At 56.6% G+C, this 22,174-nt stretch carries 18 protein-coding genes; 3 read left to right on the top strand and 15 right to left on the bottom strand.

Annotated elements, in window-relative coordinates; translation table 11 throughout:
• Positions 1-69 precede the first annotated feature (69 nt).
• The 8 genes from JDEN_RS06785 to rpsD all read right to left on the bottom strand — a co-directional run bounded on the left by JDEN_RS06785 (position 70) and on the right by rpsD (position 8,890).
• Positions 70-1,740, bottom strand: a complete 1,671-nt coding sequence (locus JDEN_RS06785) for a GspE/PulE family protein (RefSeq protein WP_015771631.1) — start codon at positions 1,738-1,740, stop codon at positions 70-72.
• Between the two features lie 107 nt (positions 1,741-1,847).
• Complete coding sequence (locus JDEN_RS06790; protein WP_015771632.1) at positions 1,848-2,678, bottom strand: shikimate dehydrogenase; 831 nt, start codon at positions 2,676-2,678, stop codon at positions 1,848-1,850.
• Positions 2,675-3,868 (bottom strand): endolytic transglycosylase MltG, encoded by a 1,194-nt coding sequence (gene mltG, locus JDEN_RS06795; RefSeq protein WP_015771633.1) that lies wholly within the window; start codon positions 3,866-3,868, stop codon positions 2,675-2,677. Before mltG ends, JDEN_RS06790 begins: the two co-directional genes overlap by 4 nt.
• Before the next feature lie 167 nt (positions 3,869-4,035).
• A complete protein-coding gene (ruvX, locus tag JDEN_RS06800; protein WP_015771634.1) occupies positions 4,036-4,539 on the bottom strand; it encodes a Holliday junction resolvase RuvX in 504 nt (167 codons plus the stop codon).
• A gap of 3 nt (positions 4,540-4,542) precedes the next feature.
• Positions 4,543-7,230 (bottom strand): alanine--tRNA ligase, encoded by a 2,688-nt coding sequence (gene alaS, locus JDEN_RS06805; protein ID WP_015771635.1) that lies wholly within the window; start codon positions 7,228-7,230, stop codon positions 4,543-4,545.
• 148 nt (positions 7,231-7,378) lie between these two features.
• The gene (locus JDEN_RS06810; RefSeq protein ID WP_015771636.1) at positions 7,379-7,735 is read right to left on the bottom strand and encodes a hypothetical protein; all 357 of its coding nucleotides are present in this window, start codon (positions 7,733-7,735) and stop codon (positions 7,379-7,381) included.
• Positions 7,732-8,112: a DUF948 domain-containing protein gene (locus JDEN_RS06815; RefSeq protein ID WP_015771637.1), complete on the bottom strand. Its 381-nt coding sequence runs from the start codon at positions 8,110-8,112 to the stop codon at positions 7,732-7,734. The genes JDEN_RS06810 and JDEN_RS06815 overlap by 4 nt, the downstream gene beginning before the upstream one ends.
• Positions 8,113-8,263: 151 nt before the next feature.
• Positions 8,264-8,890, bottom strand: coding sequence for a 30S ribosomal protein S4 (gene rpsD / locus JDEN_RS06820; protein ID WP_015771638.1), 627 nt, complete (start codon positions 8,888-8,890; stop codon positions 8,264-8,266).
• A gap of 286 nt (positions 8,891-9,176) precedes the next feature.
• Here rpsD and JDEN_RS06825 point away from each other — a divergent pair, with 286 nt between their 5' ends.
• Positions 9,177-9,851 carry a carbohydrate kinase family protein gene (locus tag JDEN_RS06825; RefSeq protein WP_015771639.1) on the top strand — a complete coding sequence of 225 codons (675 nt, stop codon included), beginning with the start codon at positions 9,177-9,179 and terminating at the stop codon, positions 9,849-9,851.
• On the opposite strand, the gene JDEN_RS06830 is transcribed toward JDEN_RS06825, so the two are convergent.
• From JDEN_RS06830 to hisS, 4 genes are all read right to left on the bottom strand, one after another.
• The gene (locus JDEN_RS06830) at positions 9,848-11,242 is read right to left on the bottom strand and encodes a replication-associated recombination protein A (protein WP_015771640.1); all 1,395 of its coding nucleotides are present in this window, start codon (positions 11,240-11,242) and stop codon (positions 9,848-9,850) included. The genes JDEN_RS06825 and JDEN_RS06830 overlap by 4 nt on opposite strands.
• Positions 11,243-11,246: 4 nt before the next feature.
• A complete protein-coding gene (locus tag JDEN_RS06835) occupies positions 11,247-11,984 on the bottom strand; it encodes an NrtR DNA-binding winged helix domain-containing protein (RefSeq protein ID WP_015771641.1) in 738 nt (245 codons plus the stop codon).
• A 309-nt stretch (positions 11,985-12,293) separates the two neighbouring features.
• Positions 12,294-14,072: an aspartate--tRNA ligase gene (gene aspS / locus JDEN_RS06840; protein ID WP_015771643.1), complete on the bottom strand. Its 1,779-nt coding sequence runs from the start codon at positions 14,070-14,072 to the stop codon at positions 12,294-12,296.
• A 73-nt stretch (positions 14,073-14,145) separates the two neighbouring features.
• Entirely contained in the window at positions 14,146-15,525 is a 1,380-nt protein-coding gene (hisS, locus tag JDEN_RS06845; RefSeq protein WP_015771644.1) for a histidine--tRNA ligase, read from the bottom strand.
• 313 nt (positions 15,526-15,838) lie between these two features.
• Here hisS and JDEN_RS06850 point away from each other — a divergent pair, with 313 nt between their 5' ends.
• Together JDEN_RS06850 and JDEN_RS06855 are read left to right on the top strand one after the other, a co-directional pair.
• On the top strand, positions 15,839-17,290 hold the full coding sequence (locus JDEN_RS06850) for a DUF349 domain-containing protein (RefSeq protein WP_015771645.1): 1,452 nt from the start codon (positions 15,839-15,841) through the stop codon (positions 17,288-17,290).
• Between the two features lie 116 nt (positions 17,291-17,406).
• Positions 17,407-18,051, top strand: a complete 645-nt coding sequence (locus JDEN_RS06855) for a hypothetical protein (RefSeq protein ID WP_015771646.1) — start codon at positions 17,407-17,409, stop codon at positions 18,049-18,051.
• Here the strand turns inward: JDEN_RS06855 and JDEN_RS06860 are convergent.
• The 3 genes from JDEN_RS06860 to secF all read right to left on the bottom strand — a co-directional run bounded on the left by JDEN_RS06860 (position 18,038) and on the right by secF (position 22,171).
• Positions 18,038-20,275: a RelA/SpoT family protein gene (locus JDEN_RS06860; RefSeq protein WP_083775208.1), complete on the bottom strand. Its 2,238-nt coding sequence runs from the start codon at positions 20,273-20,275 to the stop codon at positions 18,038-18,040. The two genes, JDEN_RS06855 and JDEN_RS06860, sit on opposite strands and share 14 nt — an antisense overlap.
• 259 nt (positions 20,276-20,534) lie before the next feature.
• Positions 20,535-21,071: an adenine phosphoribosyltransferase gene (locus JDEN_RS06865; RefSeq protein ID WP_015771648.1), complete on the bottom strand. Its 537-nt coding sequence runs from the start codon at positions 21,069-21,071 to the stop codon at positions 20,535-20,537.
• Entirely contained in the window at positions 21,071-22,171 is a 1,101-nt protein-coding gene (gene secF, locus JDEN_RS06870) for a protein translocase subunit SecF (protein WP_015771649.1), read from the bottom strand. Before secF ends, JDEN_RS06865 begins: the two co-directional genes overlap by 1 nt.
• Between the last annotated feature and the right edge of the window lie 3 nt (positions 22,172-22,174).

Consider the following 22,174-nt stretch of genomic DNA (forward strand, 5'->3'; position numbering starts at 1 on the left):
CGTGCACGACGGCACTTTGCGCATGAGCACTGACCAGATCATCGGCACGTGGGTGCTGACGCTTAAGCGTCACGCCACGACACGCAGCACTTCTTCAATGGATGTCTTTCCTTCAACGACTTTCATCCATCCGTCTTCACGCAGCGTATACATCCCGTTTTTCTGGGCTGTCGAGCTAATTTCAGCGGCGGATGACCGCGCAACAGCAAGACGTTCAATATCCTCGTTGACTTGCATGACCTCATGGAGAGCCAACCTGCCGCGGTACCCGGTCCGCGAACATGTTGCACAACCACCTGGCCGGTACAGTGTCGGAATTTCTTCGCCGGGAACCCACGGGAACTTCGCGGCAATCATTTCCCGCTCAGATGGTTGGTACGGTTCCTTGCACTTGTCACACAGTTTCCGTGCTAACCGTTGAGCAACCACACAGTCCAGTGCCGATCCCACAAGGAACGGTTCGATCCCCATCTCAGTGAGACGAGTGACAGCTGACGGTGCGTCATTGGTGTGCAAAGTGGATAACACGAGGTGACCGGTGAGAGCTGCCTCGATAGCGATTTGAGCGGTTTCGTGGTCACGGATCTCACCAAGAAGAACAACATCCGGGTCCGAACGCAAAATAGAACGCAACGCTGCAGCGAAGGTCAGCCCGGACTTCGGGTTCACCTGTACTTGGTTAATGCCCGGAAGCCGGTATTCAACAGGGTCTTCCACCGTGATCACGTTGATTTCGGGCTTCGATACTGCATTGAGCGTGGCGTACAGTGTTGTCGATTTACCCGACCCCGTTGGCCCAGTCACGAGGATCATCCCGTACGGCTTGTTATAGGACTCTTTGTAAATCTCGAGGTTCGCTTCGCCGAATGAAAGGTCACGCAAATCGAGTGAGGCGGTGGAGTTATCGAGAATACGCATGACGATTTTCTCGCCCCACACAGTGGGAAGCGTCGCCACACGCAGGTCAATTTTGCGCCCCTTATGGTTGACCGACATGCGACCATCCTGAGGCTTTCGGCGCTCAGCAATATCAATGTCAGCGAGAATCTTCACACGGGAGGTCACTGCATTCTGCGTGGACTTCGGAGAACGTTGCATCTCGTGCAACACACCATCGATGCGGTAGCGCACTCGAAGGTCGTGTTCCGTTGGCTCAATGTGGATGTCTGACGCGCGGTCCGTGATCGCCTGGGTGACGACCAGGTTCACGTATCGAACAATGGGCGCGTCGTCCTCGACCGAGTCACCGAGTGCGGAAAGGTCAATTTCTTCTTCTTGCTCTTCAGAAAGCGCGTGAGCAAGGTCATCCATTTCGCCGTCAGCGCGGATGTACCGTTGGAGTGCCCTGGCGAGGTTTTCGTGTGTCGACACGACAGGTTGCACAGGCATTTGCGCGACTTGGCGAACATCGTCAATTGCGAGCACGTTCCCTGGGTCGGCCATGGCCAAAATGAGTTGACCGTTGTCAATCGCAATAGGAAGGACGTTGTAGCGCTGGCACACAGGTCCGGGCACTTTCACAACAGCGGCTCTGTCGACCGCATAATCGTCAAGGTCTACGAAGCGCATCCCCACTTGCTGGGCTAGGGCCGCCACGAGTTGGTTCTCTGTGAGCACACCCAGTTCCACCAGCACGCGCCCCAGGCTCGTACCGCGCGCAATCTGTTCGTCCAGCGCACGAAGGAGTTCGTCTTCGGTGACCAGACCCTCTTCGAGGAGGATTTCTCCCAGTTGTTTCACGTGTTTCTCCCCACTATGACCGTGAGAAGATGATCGGCAGCGTGACCGCGGAACTTAATGGAGAGACAGATCGCTGTGGATCACAAGTTCCACCCGTCCACGGGGTGTTACAACGCGTTGGAAAGCGCCTGGTCCATCACGTCGAGTGGAGCTGTGCGACCAGTCATGAGGTGGACCTGGGCCGCAGCTTGATGGAGCAGCATCCGTTCGCCGGTGACGCACCGACCACCGAGCGTTGTCCACGCGGTGGTGAGCGCCGTGGGTCGCGGATCGTACGCCACGTCCAATAGCGCCCCGTTGATGCGTATTTTTCGTTTGCCGATGTGTTCCGCTATGGGGTCCGCCGCGTGCGGCGGCAAGGTGGATACGACGACATCGGCGCTAAGGATGCTTTCCCACGCATCGTCAAGCACATGGAACGTCGGTGTGACGCCCATTCGTTGGGCGGCTTGCCGTAGGACGGCCGTGCGGGCAAGAGAACGAACAAGGACAGTAGGATTTGCGTCTCCGAGTTGCGCCAGCGCTGCGAGAGCAGAACTGGCAGTCGCCCCCGCGCCCACAACAACGCTTGTTGTCGCTGTGACTGCACCTGCTTCAGCTAACGCATCGACGATTCCCTGAACGTCTGTGTTCGCACCCGTCAGAGTGCGACGTGCACCCGTCCGCTGAATCATGACGGTGTTAACAGACCCCGTGACCTCAGCCAGTGGATCGACAAAATCAAGGTGCTGAAAGATCTCGTGTTTCAGGGGCATTGTCAGTGACAGGCCTCGCCACTGCTCCCCCAAAGTTGCAAGAAAACCGGCAAGCTCGTCACGGTCAACGTCATGGTGTTCGTAGCGCCAGTCCAACCCTAGGGCGTCATATGCCGACTGGTGGAGGACTGGAGACAGCGAATGGCTGATCGGGTGGCCAAGAACAGCTGCAAGAGACGTCACGAATCACCATCCGCCGACTGAGTCATTGCTTCCTCATTGTCGCGAAGCCACTGCTGATACTCGGCAACATTTGCTTCGTGACCACTCCACGTTTCTGCGAATTTCGTTTCCCCAGAGTTCGGGTTAACCGTCACAAAGAAAAGGTAGTCGGTGCTGGGTGGGTTCAGCACCGCTTCAATCGCAGCAGCAGACGGTGACCCAATAGGTGTCTTCGGCAGACCTTTGTACTTATAGGTGTTCCACGGGTTGTCATCTGCACGCTCAGCAGAGGTCGTTGACGCGTTTCCGCGCCCGCCATGAACGTAGTGAACCGTGGAGTCCATTTGCAACTTCATGTCGATGTCGAGTCGGTTCTCAATCACCGATGCAATGTTGGGGAAGTCATCATTACGACCTTCCAACTGCACAATTGACGCAATCTTGAGGGTCCGTTCCCACTCTGCTTTCTTCACCCCCATGTCTGCAAGCCGCTTGCGCTGGCGAGCGACCATGTCAGCGAACATCTCCTCAGGTGTCACATCTGCTGAGAAACGGTAGTCCCCATCTGCGAGCCACCCCTCATACGACCCCTCAGCCTGCTCAGGAAGACCAGTTGCCTCAGTGTTGTCCAATGCTGCATTAATTTGGTCATCACTAAATCCGGTGACTGCCTTCATTTTCTGAATGACATCTTTCACCGTCATGCCAGGGATCACCTGAACTCGGTTCCCTGACAAGTTGTTCAAATCAAGGAGCATCTCTACGGCTTTTGAGGCTGGGATTTTTTTGTACAACGTGTACGTCCCTGGCTGGATCCCTGCAGCATCTGGGTGGGCGTTCGCTGCTGACACGAACGCACCTTCCGATGCCACCACATCCGCCGCGACAAGAGTCGTTGCGATGGCAGCTCCCGTATCCCCCTCATTCACCGTGACTTCAACAGCTTCAGTTCCTTCACCCTCGTAGTCAGCCGGGGCTTCAGATACGCGAGGCGCGTTGAACGACAGACCATTGAAGAACTCCACACCCCACGACCAGGCAAAAGCAATACCGCCACCAAAAATCAGGACAGCAAAGAACACGGCGATCAGAGACTTCCGTCTCCTCGCTGCTTCACGCTTCTTCTTCGCGGCGAGAGCACGCCGCTGTTGGCGCGACAACCGGGGGGTCGTATGGTCCTCTTGACTCAATGTGTCAAAGAGATCATTCACGGGTCAATCCTTTAGGCTGGGGATGAGCGTTCAGGAGTCTGTGGCACCATGCGCGTCGCTATCCAGCGACACCATTGGCGCCCACCACACCGTCATACATTGCAACTCGGTAACGGTTCTTGCCAAAAGTTACACCAGTTTCCTGGAAAAAGGGAACACCATCGGTACTACTCCACAGATTCTCCCGCCCAAGACCCGAGTCGTTTCTCAGCCTCAAGCGCTGTATCAAGGATGACAACGGCAGCCGCCTGGTCAATAACAGTGCGGTGCTCACGGGCGCGGCGACCTGCATCATGGAGAGCCGAATGGGCTGTTTTTGACGTGAGTCGCTCATCAACAAGACGCACCTCAAGGTGAGGTAACACACGCTGCACAAGTGAGGCGTAATTCACGGCCATCTCAGCGGACACGCCTCGCGCACCAGACAGATGCTTGGGAAGCCCCACATAGACAGCTACAGCTAGTCGTTCCTCAGCAATCTCCCGTAAATCCTCAATGTCTGTGGGAAGCACCGAAGGAACCTTCCCGCCAGCGACATAACTGACAGACCGGTCTCGGGCAAGAGTCTCAACAGGAGTGGCCAAGATCGTGTCAGGGTCACACGCAGCAACCCCAACACGAACCTGCCCCACATCAACCCCAAGCCTGACACCACGACCAAACTCACGCACAGACTACGCCCCTTGAACGGACGCTACATCACGGGACACCGCAGCAAGGGCTTCGGTGATCGCGGTCGGGTTTTGCCCACCACCCTGGGCGAGGTCATCTTTCCCACCACCGCCACCACCTAGCACTCCAGCTGCAGTACGCACCAAAGCACCAGCCTTCACACCCGCCTCGCGAGCCGACGCGTTAGTCGCAATGACAACAACAGGGCGGCCCTTCGACACACCAGCAACCGCCACAACAGAGCCCTGAGAGTCACCCAAACGGCCCCGCACGTCGAGAACCAAGGTTCGCAGTGCATCGGGAGTAGCAACCTCACCCGCGTCATACGTCACGACACGAACAGCACCCACGGTCGCTGCTGAACTCGCAATCTCACCAGCGCGCGCCAGCAACTGTGCCTGCCGCAAAGTTGTGAGTTCCTTCTCCGCATCACGCAGCTTACCCACCAGCGACTCAACACGAGTAGGAAGCTCCTCCGAACGCACATTCAGCAACCCAGACAGCTGAGACACCAATGCACGCTCACGAGCATGATGACCATAAGCACCCGCACCCACAAGAGCATCGACGCGCCGGACCCCTGAGCCAATCGAGGCTTCCCCAAGGATTGTGACAATCCCTAACTCACCGGAGGTTGGAACATGCGTCCCCGCACACAACTCGCGAGACCAGTCACCACCAATGGACACAACACGAACCCGGTCACCATACTTCTCACCGAACAACGCCATCGCGCCCATGGCACGCGCGTCATCAAGCGACGTCACAATATCTGTCACCTCGAGGTTCTCACGAAGCTGGTCGTTGACGCGTCCCTCGATCTCAGCCAGTGCAGATGTCGGAACAGCTTGGCTCTGCCGGAAATCGAACCGGATTCGGTTCGGTGAGTTCTCTGACCCAGCCTGAGTCGAGTCCGCACCCAAGGTTTCCTGCAACGCCTTATGGATCATGTGCGTAGCTGTATGTGCCTGGGAAATCTGACGTCGACGCACCACATCGATCTCAGCAACAACCGCATCACTGACACTCAACGTGCCATCGACCAGGGCACCACGATGCACAGACAACCCGCTGACAGGTGACTGAACATCAGCAATGTCGACAGTGGCCCCCTGCTCGGAGTACACCCGCCCATGATCAGCAAGCTGACCACCCTTTTCAGCGTAGAACGGAGTTCGGTCCAGAACGATCTCAACGTCTGCTGGAGCTGTCACCGTCGCCACGGGCTGACCATCGACGAGCAACGCCGTCACTTTCGCAGGAGCCTGAGCATCGGTGTAACCCAAAAACTCCACAGGAGCAGCCATCGACGCAAGCAGGGACTGGTAAACACCCAAGTCACCATGGCCTTGTTTCTTCGCTAAAGCATCCGCCCGAGCCCGGTCCCGTTGTTCCTGCATCAGGGAACGGAAAGCCGTCTCGTCAACACTGACGCCTTGCTCCGCGGCAACTTCCAACGTCAAATCAATGGGGAACCCGTAGGTGTCATGCAGCGTAAACGCCTGTTCACCAGTGAGAGCGGCAGAGGAACCACCCTGTGATTTCGCATCCGAGACGGCAGCATCCAAGATCGTGAGCCCCTGGTTCAGCGTCCGTCGGAACACGTCCTCCTCGGTCGACGCGGTCGCGAGGATCGTGGCGAAATTCTCCTCCAGGTAGGGGTACGACGCTTTCATCGCCTCTTTCGACGCGGTGATGAGAGCAGGAATTGCAGGTTCTGTCACACCCAACAGGCGCATCGCCCGGATCGAGCGACGCAACAAGCGTCGTAGCACGTAGCCACGGCCCTCGTTCGACGGGCGAACGCCGTCACCAATAAGCATGAGTGAGGACCGGATGTGGTCTGCAACCACTCGGAACCGCACATCATCATCGTTGTTTTCACCATAGGTGCGCCCTGACAGCTTCTCTGCTGCCTCAATAACCGGGTACACCTCATCAATTTCGTACATGTTGTTGACGCCCTGCTTGAGGAGAGCAACTCGCTCAAGCCCCATACCGGTGTCAATGTTGTGCTGGCGTAGCGGACCGACAATGTCGAAGCTCTCCTTGGAGGTCACATTCTCCAACGAGTACTGCATAAACACGAGGTTCCAGATTTCCAGATACCTGTCTTCATCAACGACAGGACCACCTTCGGCGCCATACTGTGGACCACGGTCAACGTAAATCTCCGAGCACGGCCCACCAGGGCCCGGTTGACCGGTGTGCCAGAAGTTATCTTTCTTCCCGCGGCGTTGGATTCGTTCCTCGGGTAGCCCAGCAACGTCACGCCACAGCGACGCTGCCTCGTCATCGTCGTGGTAGACAGTCACCCAGATCAATTCGGGGTCAAAACCCAGGCACCCGGATTCTTCAGACCCCGTGATGAACTCCCACGCGAAGGTGATTGCTTCACGTTTGAAGTAGTCACCGAAGGAGAAGTTCCCGTTCATCTGAAAGAACGTCCCGTGACGAGTAGTCTTTCCGACCTCATCGATGTCACCGGTTCGGATACACTTTTGCACCGACGTTGCACGCGGCCACGGCGCCTTCTGTTCTCCCAGCATGTAGGGAATGAAGGGAACCATACCCGCGATCGTGAAAAGGACAGATGGGTCAGGTGAGATCAACGACGCTGACGGCACAACGTGGTGGTCGCGACTTTCGAAAAACTGCAGCCAGCGATGGCGAATCTCAGCGGTACGCATGATGTCCTCTACTTACGAGCGTGAAAAATGGTTGCCCGCGTGGGGCACTCAACAATACTACGGGGCGGCCTGGTATCACGTGGGGGTCTCGTGGCGTACACCTCATCGATGTGGATGCCAGCGATGTGTGTACTATCAGCACCCGAACTCAAAAAGAATACCCGAGCGCCTCTTCGTCAGGGTCAACGTCGGTGATGTCTGTGTCATTCCCGGGCGAGGGCCGTGCTGCATGCCGGGCACGTCGAGCTCGCATCTCTGCCACGGACTCTTGGGTGTCAGCGAGCAGTTGGTCCATGAGTTCTTTCTCACGAGCCGCGTATGCTGATGAGAAATCTGGTGCGAGACCTTTGACAGCCGTTTCTACTCGGCCAACAACATCGCTCGCGAGGTGTTCGGCTTTTTCTGATACCCCTGCCGGGGTGTACTGACGTGCGACTTGCCGGACCTTGGAGTATGCGTACACACCCACTGCCACACCAATACCGAGCCAAACGATGCGCTTCATCGTTGCTCCTTGGGGTTGCGTCCGCGCATCGTGGACCATGCGCGTCCAGCAGCTTGGCGCACTCCGTAACTGAAGGCCGCTACTTTGACAAGCGGTCCTCCAAACGTTGCCGCATACAAACCGGTGAGAGCGGAAATGTTTTGCGATACTTCAGCCGCTGAGGTGGTGACGGTGTCAACTTTTTCGAGCTGCGCGTTTGCTGAGGTGAGTGTGGCTGCCGATTCGTTGAGGATTGGGATGGTGTGTTCGGCGATTTCTTCGATTGTTGTTGTGGCTGCGTCGAGCACTTTACCCAGTTTGATGAGGGGCACAGCGATCAGCCCCACGAGTGCCACAAACGCGATCGCCGCTATCAACCCGGCAATGTCACCGATCACTTGAACTCCCTTGTCGCAGACATGTTCTTTCCTTCACACACCCTACCTTCCGTGCCCTCTATTCGCTGATGTACACGCAGAAACATGTCAGGCCCCTCGTGAAAACGAGGGGCCTGACATGGTGTTTCATACCGTCATCGACGGGGAAGCATCAGCGTGCGTAGTACTCCACGACCAGGTTCACTTCACACTGGACTGGGATTTCGGCACGTGCTGGCTTACGAGTCAGAACAGCGGTGAGCTTTTCCAACTGGACGTCAAGGTATCCGGGAACCTCTGGGAGGACATCGCGGTGCGCACCGGCGGCAGCAACCTGGTAAGGGGTTGCAGCTTGCATCTTTGGCTTCACCTGGATGGTCTGACCAGGCTTCACACGGAACGATGGGCGGTCCACAAGCTTGCCGTCAACGAGGATGTGGCGGTGAACAACAGCCTGGCGCGCTTGAAGGATGGTGCGGGCGAAACCGGCACGCAACACGAGTGCGTCAAGGCGGGTCTCGAGGAGTTCGACCATGGTTTCACCGGTCAAACCGTCAAGGTGACGGGCCTTGTCGTATGCTGCACGCATCTGCTTTTCACGCAGCGCGTACTGTGCACGCAAACGCTGCTTCTCACGAAGACGCACAGCGTAGTCTGACTCGGTGCGACGGCGTGAACGGCCGTGCTCACCTGGAGCGTAGGGGCGCTTTTCGAAGTGCTTCACAGCCTTTGGGGTCAGCGCAAGACCAAGGGCGCGGCTCAGGCGGACCTGGCGGCGTGAACGAGTCACTGAAGACATGGAGAGTTCCATTCCTGTCGTGTGGATAAAGACGTCACATCACCGCCATGTGGGGTGATGCGGGACCGGCCGACGGGCACACGGTCATGAACCAATGTGCCTCAGGGCTGAGATCCCAGGCGGTTGTCTTGGTAGCAGACAACTAGAAAAGTCTACCAGTTCGCTGCACGGTTAACGGCGCTCAATGTGATCGAATACAGGGGTCTTTCTGTGACGTTGCGCTCAACATGCGCCATGCGGCACCTACGATGGACTTCCACATGACAACCGCGACAAGGAGACGTCAGTGATCAGTCCACATGTGGTTATTTCTGGGCCTTGCGCATGGAACTCTCTTCTCTTCGTTCCAGCACTCCCTCAACCTGAGCCGCACATGATTGTGGTGGATGATTTTTATGACACGTTTGGCGGCACATCACTCGGAAAATGTATGAACCTGAGTGAACTTGGCTGTGATGTCACTATCGTTACTCAGTTTGGTTCCGACGAGATGGGCCACATGATCTGCGACTTATTGACGCATGTTGGCGCTACTGTTATCAACTGCGAGTCGCGTATGACCGAACGGCACACAAACATCATGGCCGCTGACGGTCAACGCTTGTCCTTTTATCTCACCTCACCGCCACCAAGTTCGGGGCAACGTGACGACGAAATCTTGCAAGCAATGAGCACAGCTGATGCAATTGTGATGGATCTTTCTGCCGAATCGGCACGGCTCCTCCCCGCGATCCGCACAATGAGCGCACCAGTATGGGTTGACCTCCATGACTATGATGGCCGGGCACAGTTCCACGAACCATTTCTTGAGGCTGCTGACGTTGTTGTCATGAGCGCAGACAAACTCGACGATCCAGTATCAACGATGCACGATGCGCTCACCAAAGCGTCACTCCACACTCATCAGACGTTGAGATCACGCCATATTCACCCTGTTGTGGACGCAATTCTTGCCTCCTAAGGTCGACCAGTCATTGATGACCCGTCGCGCAGAATTGGCGTGATCGCATCCATCCGTTGTGTGACGTTGCGCTCAAATCCTCGGTCGCTCGGGTGATAGTACTCGTACCCTGCTAACACATCCGGTAAGTACTGTTGCGGCGCAATTGCATGTGGATAGTCATGGGCGTACTTGTACCCCACCGCGTGCCCGAGTTTCTGAGCACCGGAGTAGTGACCATCACGAAGGTGCTCTGGGACAACCCCAATTTTCCCTGACTGAACATCAGCAATTGCCGCATTGATGGCATCATGGGCACGGTTCGACTTCGGAGCAGTGGCAATATGCACGACCGCCTGGGCAAGCGCATACCGCGCTTCGGGCATGCCCAACAATTGCACAGCCTGTGCTGCGGCTGTCGCAACCTGAAGAGCAGAGGGATCCGCCATCCCCACATCCTCAGACGCACTGATCACAATCCTGCGAGCAATGAAACGTGGGTCCTCGCCCGCCACAATCATGCGTGCCAGATAATGCAACGCTGCCTGAACATCACTGCCGCGCATCGACTTAATGAACGCAGAAATCACGTCATAATGCTGATCGCCATCCTTGTCGTACCGAACCGCAGCAACGTCGATGGCTTGTTCCATAGTAGTGAGATCAACACGCGCCTGCGAACTATGCTCCTGTGACCGATGACGGTCCAATGCAGCCCCCGCAGCCGCCTCGAGGATAGTGAGTGCTTTGCGGGCATCCCCACCAGCAAGACGGAGCAAGTGCAGTTTGGCTTCCGCATCGATAAGCACCTCCCCTGCAAGTCCTCGTGAATCTGTGAGAGCTCGATCAACTAACCCAGCAATGTCGTCATCATCAAGCGGTTTGAGCGTGAGCAAGAGCGACCGTGACAACAGCGGTGAAATGACGGAAAAACTAGGGTTCTCAGTGGTCGCAGCCACCAGTGTGATCCACCTGTTTTCCACTGAAGGAAGCAGGGCATCTTGCTGTGATTTGGAGAACCGGTGCACCTCGTCAATGAACAACACTGTTTCCTGCCCACCAGAAGTGAGCCGCCTGCGCGCATCGTCAATGACTGCCCGGACGTCCTTGACACCAGCCGTCACCGCAGACAGTTCAACAAAGAAACGCCCTGAGTTCAGAGCAATCAGGTACGCAAGTGTCGTCTTCCCTGTTCCGGGTGGGCCCCACAACATGACAGAGCCAGGCATCGCCCGCTGGTATTCTCCACTGGTATCCAACAGACGCCGCAACGGAGACCCCGGCTGTAGGAGGTGGGTCTGCCCGGTCACCTCCTCCACTGTGCGCGGGCGCATCCGCACTGCTAGCGGAGCTGTGGGGGACGGTTCTGGCAGGCCCGCACTTGTGCTTCCTGTGGAATCAAAGAGGTCCATCACTTCAGCCTAACGATGTTTCCTGAGCAGGTGGTCGGGGCACCCGCACCTGGCGCCGACGGTATAACCTGGCCGGCTTCCCTAATCGCCCTTGAGTGACATGACCAGTGTCGAGGAGGTGAGGCGTCATCCGCCTGCGGAAGTTGTCCTTCAAAATCTTCTTTCCCCGGACAATTTCGTGCACGTTGCGCAGGTCAAAAAGAGTGACCTCTTCTGCAGGAATAAAGTAGTAGGGGTCTGGCCGCAGAGCATACTCATGCGTGATCTTGTCCACGGCTTGTTCGATCACCTGAGACTGGTTCGCCGTAAAAGATGTCACATGCAGATCGGACACGGGAACAAGAGCCAACGGGTATGGGGGGTTTGGTCCGTGCTCCTCCGCCAGGAGAAGCTCCACAGCACTGTATGGAACCGCTGCGAAGAACGAGATTGACAACATCCACCCGCGTGGATCGCGTGCGGGTTCGTCCAAGACGTCAAGGAGGTGTATCTCCCCCACCTCGAGCGTCAGGCACTCACTCAGAGCACGCCGTGCCGACTTCTTCAGTGTTTCGCCAGGCATCATGAACGTTCCCGGTAGTTGACGTTGACCGTCAAGGTCAATGAGCACCACCGCCAACTCCCGTTCAGGGGTCAGGGTAAGTACGGCAATATCAGTACTCACCGCGGGGCGATCGTTGGGATCTGGGAATGCGATGTTGGGTGAGATGTTGCCGGGACGTGACAGATAGGCGTCAGGCATAAAAATCGCTCCCTGTTTTTTTGCGCGGACTTGCGCTAATAATACACACGTTCGAACCTAGCGTACACTTCTGAGTGAAACCGAGGAAATCCCGCCCGTTGACGGATGTTCCCTTGCTAAGCAGCAAGGAACCCCACCCTGTTCTTCCAAGAAAAGTCAGACATCACCTCTCCGGCTCCACGACCAGCAGCGCAATGTACCCCTCCTCCCCCTTGGAGCCGCGTGGGCCACATACGCATGTGGGGCACATACGCGTGTGGGGCACCCGCGGCAACGGACACCCCACACAACAACACACCGGCCTTCGCGCTATGAGGCGTCCGCCGGAACCTCAGGCTTCGCGTCAACACCAGCTTCCTTGCGTTGTTGCTCCGTGATCGGGGCAGGAGCCGCAGTCAGCGGATCAAAACCGCCACCTGACTTTGGAAATGCAATCACATCGCGAATGGAATCTGCACGACCCAACAACGCCACAATGCGGTCCCAACCAAACGCGATTCCCCCGTGTGGTGGGGCACCAAACTGGAACGCATCAAGGAGGAACCCAAACTTCTCTTGCGCTTCTTCCTCACCAATACCCATCACCTGGAAAACACGCTCTTGGACGTCACGCCGGTGAATACGGATGGAACCGCCACCAATCTCATTGCCGTTACACACAATGTCGTAGGCGTATGCCAACGCGTGACCCGGGTCAGTGTCAAACGAGTCAATCCACTCTGGTGTTGGGCTAGTAAAGGCGTGGTGAACAGCGGTCCACTGTGAGGAGCCAAGGTCCACATCGTCATCTTGCCCTGCTGGTTTAAACAACGGTGCGTCAACAACCCACACAAACGCCCACGCATCGTCATCAATGAGTCCGGTTCGTTCACCAATCTCATTACGCGCAGCACCAAGCAAGGATCGTGACTCGTCAGTACGGCCAGCAGCAAAGAAAATGCAGTCACCTGGCGATGCGCCTGTTGCTGCAGCCAACCCGTCACGTTCGGTGTCAGTCAGGTTCTTCGCAACAGGACCGCCTAACGTTCCGTCATCAGCAATGGTGACGTACGCCAAACCCTTTGCTCCGCGTTGACGAGCCCACTCTTGCCATGCATCGAACTGACGGCGCGGCTGTGAAGCCCCCCCAGGCATAACAATCGCACCCACATATTCGGCCTGGAACACCCGGAACGTGGTGTTCGCGAAATAGTCCGTGAGCTCTGAGATTTCCAGGTCAAACCTCAAGTCAGGCTTGTCCGAGCCATACTTACGCATTGCCTCGTGGTAAGTGATTCGAGGAATGGGGGTGGTGAGATCAACACCAATTAATGCCCAAATGTTAGCGAGAAGCTCCTCAGCCAACGCAATAACGTCGTCCTGCTCAACGAAGCTCATCTCAATGTCAAGCTGTGTGAACTCTGGTTGGCGGTCGGCGCGGAAATCCTCATCACGGTAGCACCGTGCGATCTGGTAGTACCGTTCCATTCCAGCGACCATCAGCAGTTGCTTAAACAACTGAGGTGATTGTGGGAGCGCATACCATGAACCTGGGGCTAACCGAGCAGGCACGAGGAAGTCGCGTGCGCCTTCCGGGGTGGACCGGGTCAACGTGGGTGTTTCAATCTCCACGAAGTCGTGAGTGTCAAGGACACGGCGAGCAGCTTGCGACACCTGTGATCGTAGTTTCAACAACTGTGCGGGTCGAGGACGACGCAAATCGAGGTACCGGTGTCGCAACCGAGCCTCTTCACCAATGGTTTCAGTCCCCTCCAACGCTGTTGATACTTGGAACGGAAGGGCGGTGGACTCATTAAGCACCACAACCTGGGAGGCAATCACCTCAATCTCACCGGTCGGGAGGTTCGGGTTGTTGTTGCCTTGCGGACGCTGTTCGACAGTGCCGGTCACTTGGAGGACGTACTCGGCACGCAATGGGTGGGCAACCTCTTCGTCACGGATAACGACCTGTGCGACACCTGACGCATCGCGTAAGTCAATGAATGCTACTCCCCCGTGGTCGCGGCGCCGGTCAACCCAGCCGGTGAGCGTGACCGTGTTCCCCTTGTGAGCGGTTGTGAGTGTTCCAGCGTGATGAGTGCGCAGCACGAGATTGTCCTTCAGTGTGATGGTCGTTAAGTGATGATGTCCATTGTAGGGGCCAGCCCCCTACGGAGCATTGTTATTGTTCGCGTGCAGCAACGGGTTGCGTTGTTGGGTGCAAATCTCCAGCAGGAGGTAACCAGGTGTCCGGGTTAGCTTCATGCTGCTCACCGGTGCGGATATCTTTGACCGTGTGCTGCGGTTGTGCTTGTGTTGGCGGGAACCACACAAAAGGGATGCCACGTTTGTCTGCGTACTTGATTTGTTTACCAAATTTCGCTGCTGAGGGCGCAACGTCAGCAGACACTTTGCGCGCCCGCAGTTGATCAGCCACCACGGTTGAGGCGTGCCGGTCTGCTTCGTCATTGACAGCAACGAGGACAGCGGTCGGTGTTTCCCGCGTAACCTCAACGAGGTTGTGAGCAAACAAACGCGAAACGAGACGGGAGACTCCAATAGATAACCCCACACCGGGGTAGGTGTTTTTGCCATCGCTTGCGAGGGTATCGTAGCGTCCTCCAGAGCAGATAGAACCGAGGTCTTCGTGTCCGTGGAGGACACATTCATAGACCGAACCGGTGTAGTAGTCCAGACCACGGGCGATCTTGAGGTTCGCTTCCACAAGACCAGGGGCACGAACCTGGGCTGCAGCAAGAAGTTCACGCAGTTCGGTGAGCCCTTGATCAAAGAGCGGGTGGTTCACTCCCTCGCGGTGAGCAAGTTCCGAAATTGTGTCAATGACGGTCTCGTCCGAGCCATGAATTGCGGCAAGTTCGAGACACAGATGCGCCTGCTCAGCAGTTGCCCCAGCGTCTGCCACAAGAAGATCAGCAACTTTTCCCGGCCCGATCTTGTCGATCTTGTCGATCGAACGCAAAATTTCCTCAATGTGAGTTAACCCGATCCCGCGGTAAAACCCTTCAGCCAGACGCCGGTTGTTCACGTAAATCGTGAACGGTGGCACCCCATAAGGGGCCAGAGCAAGCAGTGCTCGCGCCATCACGAGTGGAAGTTCCACTTCGTAGTGGTAAGGCAGTTCTCCTTGCCCGACGACGTCAATGTCGGCTTGGTAAAACTCACGGAATCGGCCGTCTTGGGGGCGCTCTCCGCGCCACACCTTTTGGATCTGGTAGCGCTTGAAGGGAAAATTGAGCCGGCCAGAGTGTTCAAGAACGTACCGGGCGAAGGGCACGGTGAGATCAAAGTGCAGTCCAAGAGCCTTGTCAGCCGCAGCCTGTGGGGCATCATCAGCAGCCTGAAGACGTTGGAGCACGTACACCTCTTTGGAGGTTTCTCCTTTCCTCAGTAGTTGCTCTAACGGTTCAACGGCGCGAGTTTCAATACCTGAGAAACCATGAAGCTCGAAAACTTCTTGAATGGTTACCAGCATGTGCTGTTCAATGATCCGCTGTGAGGGAAGCCATTCGGGGAAACCTGAAAGTGGTGTCGGACGTGCCATGATCTTAGTCTACGGCGTGTTTCATCCCCCACAGATTCACGGCACACAAGCTGGACAACAAAACCAAGCACGCACATCGTTGAACTGGTTAAACGCACACATCCGAAGTGTTCGCAGACGCCAAAGGTCTCGATATGACCGTGATTTTTTTCGAGTCAACACCACGGTGAGTACCACATTCTTGCCGCTTTGTCCCTAGACTGGGTGGTGGCGCCCGTGCGCCACCACGTCAGGTCACCGCAGCGAGGACGCTGTTGTGACGGTCGCTGACGAGGAGACACCTCCTCGCCACTACAGCACAAGGAGCAAGCCGATGAGCGACAACACCGAGCAGAACTCTCCCACCACCCAAGAAACACATGAGGGAGAAGCGCCCGCGACGTCCTCTCCCCCGGCCAAACCACGGGTCACTCCTGCTGGGGTTCGACCATCGGCCTTAAAAAAGGTCAGCGCACGCCCACAGGCCTCAGCTGCTCCAGTGCTTGCTCCCTCAGTGCCTGACGATGCGCAAGCACTCGCGCAGGCGCGTGAGTTTGGTCGTGTGGATGACGATGGCACGGTATCTGTTGTGGACGGTGAGGACACCCGTGTGGTGGGACAGATGCCTGACAACACTGCGGAGGAAGCACTCACTTTTTACGCACGCAGGTACGTGGACCTCGTCGCCAAGGTGGCGCTCTTTGAGGCGCGTTTGCACCATGCAGATTTGGGCATCAAAGAAATCGACTCCACAGTTGCCAAACTTGCAGAGGAAACACAGTCTCCGGCGGCTGTCGGGAACCTGGCAGCATTGCGTGACCGTGTTGCTGCGTTGACCTCTGCCGCAGCACAGCGTCGAAGCGAACTCGACGCACAACGGGCTGCCGCGAAGGAAGAAGCGTTGGCGCAGCGAACCGTGATCGTTGAGCGCGCTGAGAAAATCGCTGGTACTGACCCGGCGAAAATCCAGTGGCGTCCAGCAGGCGAAGAACTCCGAACTTTGCTCGAGCAATGGAAGGAAGCGCAGCGTCAAGGCCCGCGTCTCGATAAAGTCCAAGAAGACGCCCTGTGGAAGCGTTTCTCTCACGCGCGCACTGCTTTTGACCGTGAACGACGCCACTACTTCTCCGAACTGGAGAAACTGAACGCAGCCGCAAAAGAGAAAAAAACTGCACTTGTTGCCCGAGCACAGGCACTGTCAACCTCGGAGGACTTCGCGAGCACTGCGGCAGCGTACCGGGACCTCATGACAGAGTGGAAAGCAGCTGGTCGTGCGAACCGTAAGGATGACGACGCATTGTGGGCTCAGTTCCGGGCCGCGCAAGACGCTTTCTTCGCTCGCCGTGACGAAGCAAACGCCGTGCTCAACCAAGAGTTCGAAGCAAACCTTGCGGTCAAAGAAGCTCTCCTTGAGCGTGCGGAGAAGCTTGTCCCGGTCACTGACATCGCCTCTGCCAAGGCCCAACTTCGCACCATCCAGGATGAGTGGGAAGCCGCTGGGAAGGTGCCACGCGCTGATGTTCAGCGCGTTGAGGGTCGCCTACGGGCAGTAGAACGTGCGATTAAGGACGCAGAGCAGGCACAGTGGGATCGTTCGAACCCAGAAACCAAAGCACGTGCTGAAGGTGCACTCGCTCAACTCGAGCAGGGTATTCACCAGCTCGAAGAGGACCTCGCCGCCGCTCAAACCGCCGGCAACAACAAAAAGGTGAAGGAACTCACCGATGCGTTAGCTGCCCGGACAGCGTGGCTGGAACAAATCCGACGCGCTGCCGAGGAAGCATAGGCGCGTATTCGACTCACGGCACATCGTGCTCTGACGTCTGGGGCGGTCGTGAAGGTTTTCCACACTTTCACCGACCGCCCCAGCGCTGTGTTGTGACCACATGGCACACTGGCGGCATGACGACAGTGACCTATCGACGCCTGAAGCAACAACTCAACGCCGCCACTTTGGGTGAGACTTGGTCTCGCTGGCATGACGCGCGCATCTACACTCCAGCCACGGTCGGAGGCGCAGCCTCATGGCAAGAACTCCTCCGTGAGGGGTCACTCATCCCAGTCACAGATCGTCATGCGATCCCGTCGATCATGACCGAATCCGCAGGTACACGAATGCGCATAGCCCACCTCGAACATCGGATCGCGGCAACCGAGGTTGTCTCCCACACCACAGCATTATGGGTCCACTGCGGCGGGCCGCTCCCCCGCGATGCGCACATCACCTACCGCAGACACCAGCCCACACCCACCCAGCGTGCCCGACTTATCCTCCATCAAGCCACCCTGCTCACCCCAGACCTCACCACGTGCGCGGGTCACCAACTCACAACGCTGGCCCGCACCCTAGTAGACTGTCTCACGATGAACGACCCCCCGCAGGATTTGCTCCAGGATGCGTTCATCCGCGGACATTTCACCACTCAGCACGTTGTTGAGGCACGGCAACGACTGCACAGCACCTACCGACAACGCCGTCAGGCAGCCGCTCTCGCTGCTCTAGACACGTTGAGCAGCCTCATCATCTCCCCTGCTACGCACCTTTAATGCGATAGACGTCAAAGACACCATCGATGCGTCGCACAGCATTCAAGACTGTAGTCAAGTGAGCTGGTTCCGCCATTTCAAAGGTGAACTTCGAAATCGCTACGCGGTCGGTCGAGGTGGTCACTGACGCTGACAAAATATTCACGTGTGAATCTGACAGTACGCGGGTGACATCCGACAGGAGCCGGGGACGATCGAGAGCTTCCACTTGGATCTGCACCAGGAACATGGCGTTGGACCCAGTTGTCCACTCCACATCAACAATGCGCTCAGGCTGCTCACGCAACTGCTCCACATTGTGACAATCCACCTGGTGAACGGACACCCCTTGCCCACGGGTGACGAAACCGATGATGTCGTCACCGGGAACAGGAGTACAGCACTTTGCAAGTTTGACCCAGATATCGTCGGTGCCTTTGACCACAACACCAGGGTCCCCCTGCCTGCGTGACCGTGACACCTTTGAGGGACGTGCGACCTCAGCAAGGTCTTCCTCATTCGCTTGAGAACCACCCAACGCTGCCACAAGTTTTTGCACAACATTCGCAGCAGAAATCTGCCCCTCACCCACTGCAGCATAGAGAGCAGACACATCGGGGTAGCGCATGTCATGTGCCGTGGCAAGAACAGACTCATGCGATAGCAACCGCTGGAACGGCAAATTCTGTTTCCGTAATGCTTTGGCGATTTGGTCCTTACCATGTTCGATCGCTTCATCACGGCGTTCTTTTTGGAACCATTGCCTAATCTTGTTCCGTGCACGAGCTGACTTGACAAAAGCCATCCAGTCCTGAGACGGACCAGCTGTTTGTGCTTTTGACGTCAAAATGTCAACGGTGTCGCCCGTTTCAAGCTGTGAGTCCAAGGGCACAAGGCGACCATTGACCCTTGCCCCCATTGTTCGGTGCCCCACCTCTGTGTGCACAGAGTAAGCGAAGTCCACCGGAGTAGCACCCTGCGGTAGAGCAACAACGTCACCTTTGGGTGTAAAGACATACACCTCACGAGAACCAATTTCGAAACGCAACGAATCAAGGAACTCTGAGGGATCAGCGGTTTCCCGTTGCCAGTCAACAAGTTGACGCAACCACGCCATATCAGAAGAGCCACCCCCAGCAGGAGCCTTAGCACCTTCCTTATACTTCCAGTGCGCCGCCACACCATACTCTGCCCGACGGTGCATGTCATGGGTGCGGATCTGAATCTCAACAGGTTTGCCGCCTGGACCGATCACCGTGGTGTGGAGTGACTGGTACATGTTGAACTTCGGCATGGCGATGTAGTCTTTGAACCGCCCAGGAACCGGGTTCCATCGTGCGTGCAATGCACCTAATGCGGCGTAACAATCCCGGACTGTGTCAACCAACACTCGGGTCCCGACCAGGTCGTAAATGTCTTGGAAGTCATGCCCTCGGACGATCATTTTTTGGTAGATCGAATAATAGTGTTTGGGGCGTCCCGTCACCGTTGCTTTAATGCGTGCTGCACGCAAATCGTGATTGATGTGCTCCCGCACAACATTGAGGTATTCCTCACGAGCAGGAGCCCGCTCGGCAACAAGGTGGACAATCTCTTCATACACCTTTGGGTACAACGTTTGGAAGGACAGGTCCTCTAGTTCCCACTTAATGGTGTTCATTCCCAAACGGTGCGCAAGGGGAGCGTAAATCTCTAAGGTTTCTCGCGCCTTCTTCGCCGCGGACTGCGAGGGGACAAACTTCCATGTGCGGGCATTGTGGAGGCGATCCGCCAGCTTGATCATCAGGACACGAATGTCCTTCGCCATCGCCACAACCATTTTGCGCACAGTCTCAGACTGGGCTGCGTCACCGTACTGGACTTTGTCGAGTTTGGTGACCCCGTCAACGAGCAAAGCGATTTCTTCCCCATATTCACTGGTCAGTTGCGCCAACGAATAGGGGGTGTCTTCCACTGTGTCATGAAGTAAAGCAGCAGCCAACGTTGATGCGGTCATGCCCAATTCGGCGAGAATCGTCGCAACTGCAACCGGGTGAGTAATGTATGGGTCACCACTTTTACGCATCTGCCCGCGGTGCGCTTTTTCCGCAGTCGCGTAGGCACGTTCAATGATAGAAACGTCTGCCTTCGGGTGATTATTGCGTAACGCGCTAATGAGTGGTTCGAGCGCGGGAGTCCCCGTGGTGTGCCGGGTACCGAAGCGCCCAAACCGTGACCGCACCCGGCCGGCACTTGATACCACCATTGCGTCTCGTTCAGGTTCCGCAGCCGATGCCACTGAACGAATATCGCTCGGTTTGGCAATGGCTGGCTTCGCTGATGCGACGATGCCCTCTGACACAGCGTCCGAGTGAGCAGCTTCCTCACCGGTGTGTGAACTCTCGTGAGGGCTCACCTGCGTGTTGTTGATTTCAGCAGACATAACGGTGACCTCCCTCGCGGACAGTTGAACGATTCAACCGCTCGGAACGCGCGTACACGTTCCTGAGATCACCATTGTAGTTCTACAGGTCAAACACCGCTGACACCGGGCGACCAGCGAGCCGCTCACGCCCGGACAACCCGGCAAGTTCAAGGAGGAAAACGAGGTGATGGACCCGTCCGCCACACTGCTCAATCAACGTGGCGCCTGCCGCCGCTGTTCCTCCAGTGGCGAGCACATCGTCAAGGATAACGACCCGCGCACCGGTTGGAATTGTGTCCTGGCGCAACTCAATAGTCGCTGTCCCATACTCAAGGTCGTACGTGTACCGGTGCACAGGGGGCGGAAGTTTGCCTGCTTTCCGGATAGGCACAAAACCAATACCCATGTGATGAGCTAGCGCGGCACCGAAGATAAATCCGCGTGCCTCAAGTCCAGCAATCACGTCTGTATCCGCTGGAACGAGATCCGCTAGTCGGTGCACAGCTGCTGCAAACGCTCCGGGATCTGACAACAGTGGAGTGATATCACGGAAGGTGATACCTGGGCTCGGATAGTCAGGGAGGTCACGGATAAATGACCGGAGATCGACTTGTGCCTGTGGTGCCTGCGACGACATCAGCGTTTCCGTTTCTTTGGTTGCGCACGGTTAGCCAATCGGACACCTGGCACAATGTTCTTCTCGTCAGCCCCCTGCGTCAGTGACACACCCACAACTTGAGAGGGGTCCGCCCCTGTTGCTCGTGCTTCACGGACCGCTGCGACCTGTTCGTTGTGCTCACGGATAGCGGGTTCGCGTTCGCGCAAAGCAACTTGGATGGGTGTCGCCAAAAAGATCGACGAATACGTTCCAATTCCCATACCCACAAACAATGCTAGGGAAATATCACGCAAAGTACCTGCACCCAGCAGGAACGCTCCGATAAACAAGATCGAGGCAACTGGCAGTAGCGCAACCACGGACGTGTTGATTGACCGCACCATTGTTTGGTTCACCGCAAGATTTGCTCGCTCAGCGTAGGTCGCCAGGTATTGCCCATTGAGGTTGTCTGTATTCTCACGGACCTTGTCGAAGACCACCACGGTGTCATAAATGGAGTAGGCAAGGATCGTCAGCAGGCCAATGATCGTTGCCGGTGATACTTCCCATCCCACCAGTGCGTACACGCCAAGGGTAATGATCAGGTCGTGGAAGAGCGCAAGAATCGTGGCAGCAGCTGACCGCCATGCACGGAAGTATAGGGACATCACCAGCATAACCAACACCAAAAACACTGCGATTCCGGTGAATGCCTTGGTGGACACATCTTGGCCCCACGTCGGCCCGACATACGAACTCGCCACATCGTCTGCGGTCACTCCATAGGCGTCCGCAAGAGCTTGACGAACCTCTTGAACCTCAATGTCTGTCAGCTCACTCGTTTGGACGCGGAGAGCGTTTGTCCCCACGTTCGCGACGCGTGCGACTTCGGATGGTGACACTGAAGTCACAGCGTCAACTGCTGACGTTTGGTCGCTCGTGTCAACATTCGTCAAGGTGAACTGTGAACCACCACGGAATTCGATACCGAGGTTGAGCCCACGAATCCCAAGGATTGCGACAGAGATCAAGATGGTTGCCAACGCGAGGAGGAAGAACGTACGCCGTTTGCCAACGACGTCATAGGAACGCGCCCCGGTGTAGAGGTCGTTACCCCATTGGGAAAATCTGCGTGCCATGGT

This window comes from Jonesia denitrificans DSM 20603 (genome assembly GCF_000024065.1).
Lineage (GTDB): Bacteria > Actinomycetota > Actinomycetes > Actinomycetales > Cellulomonadaceae > Jonesia > Jonesia denitrificans.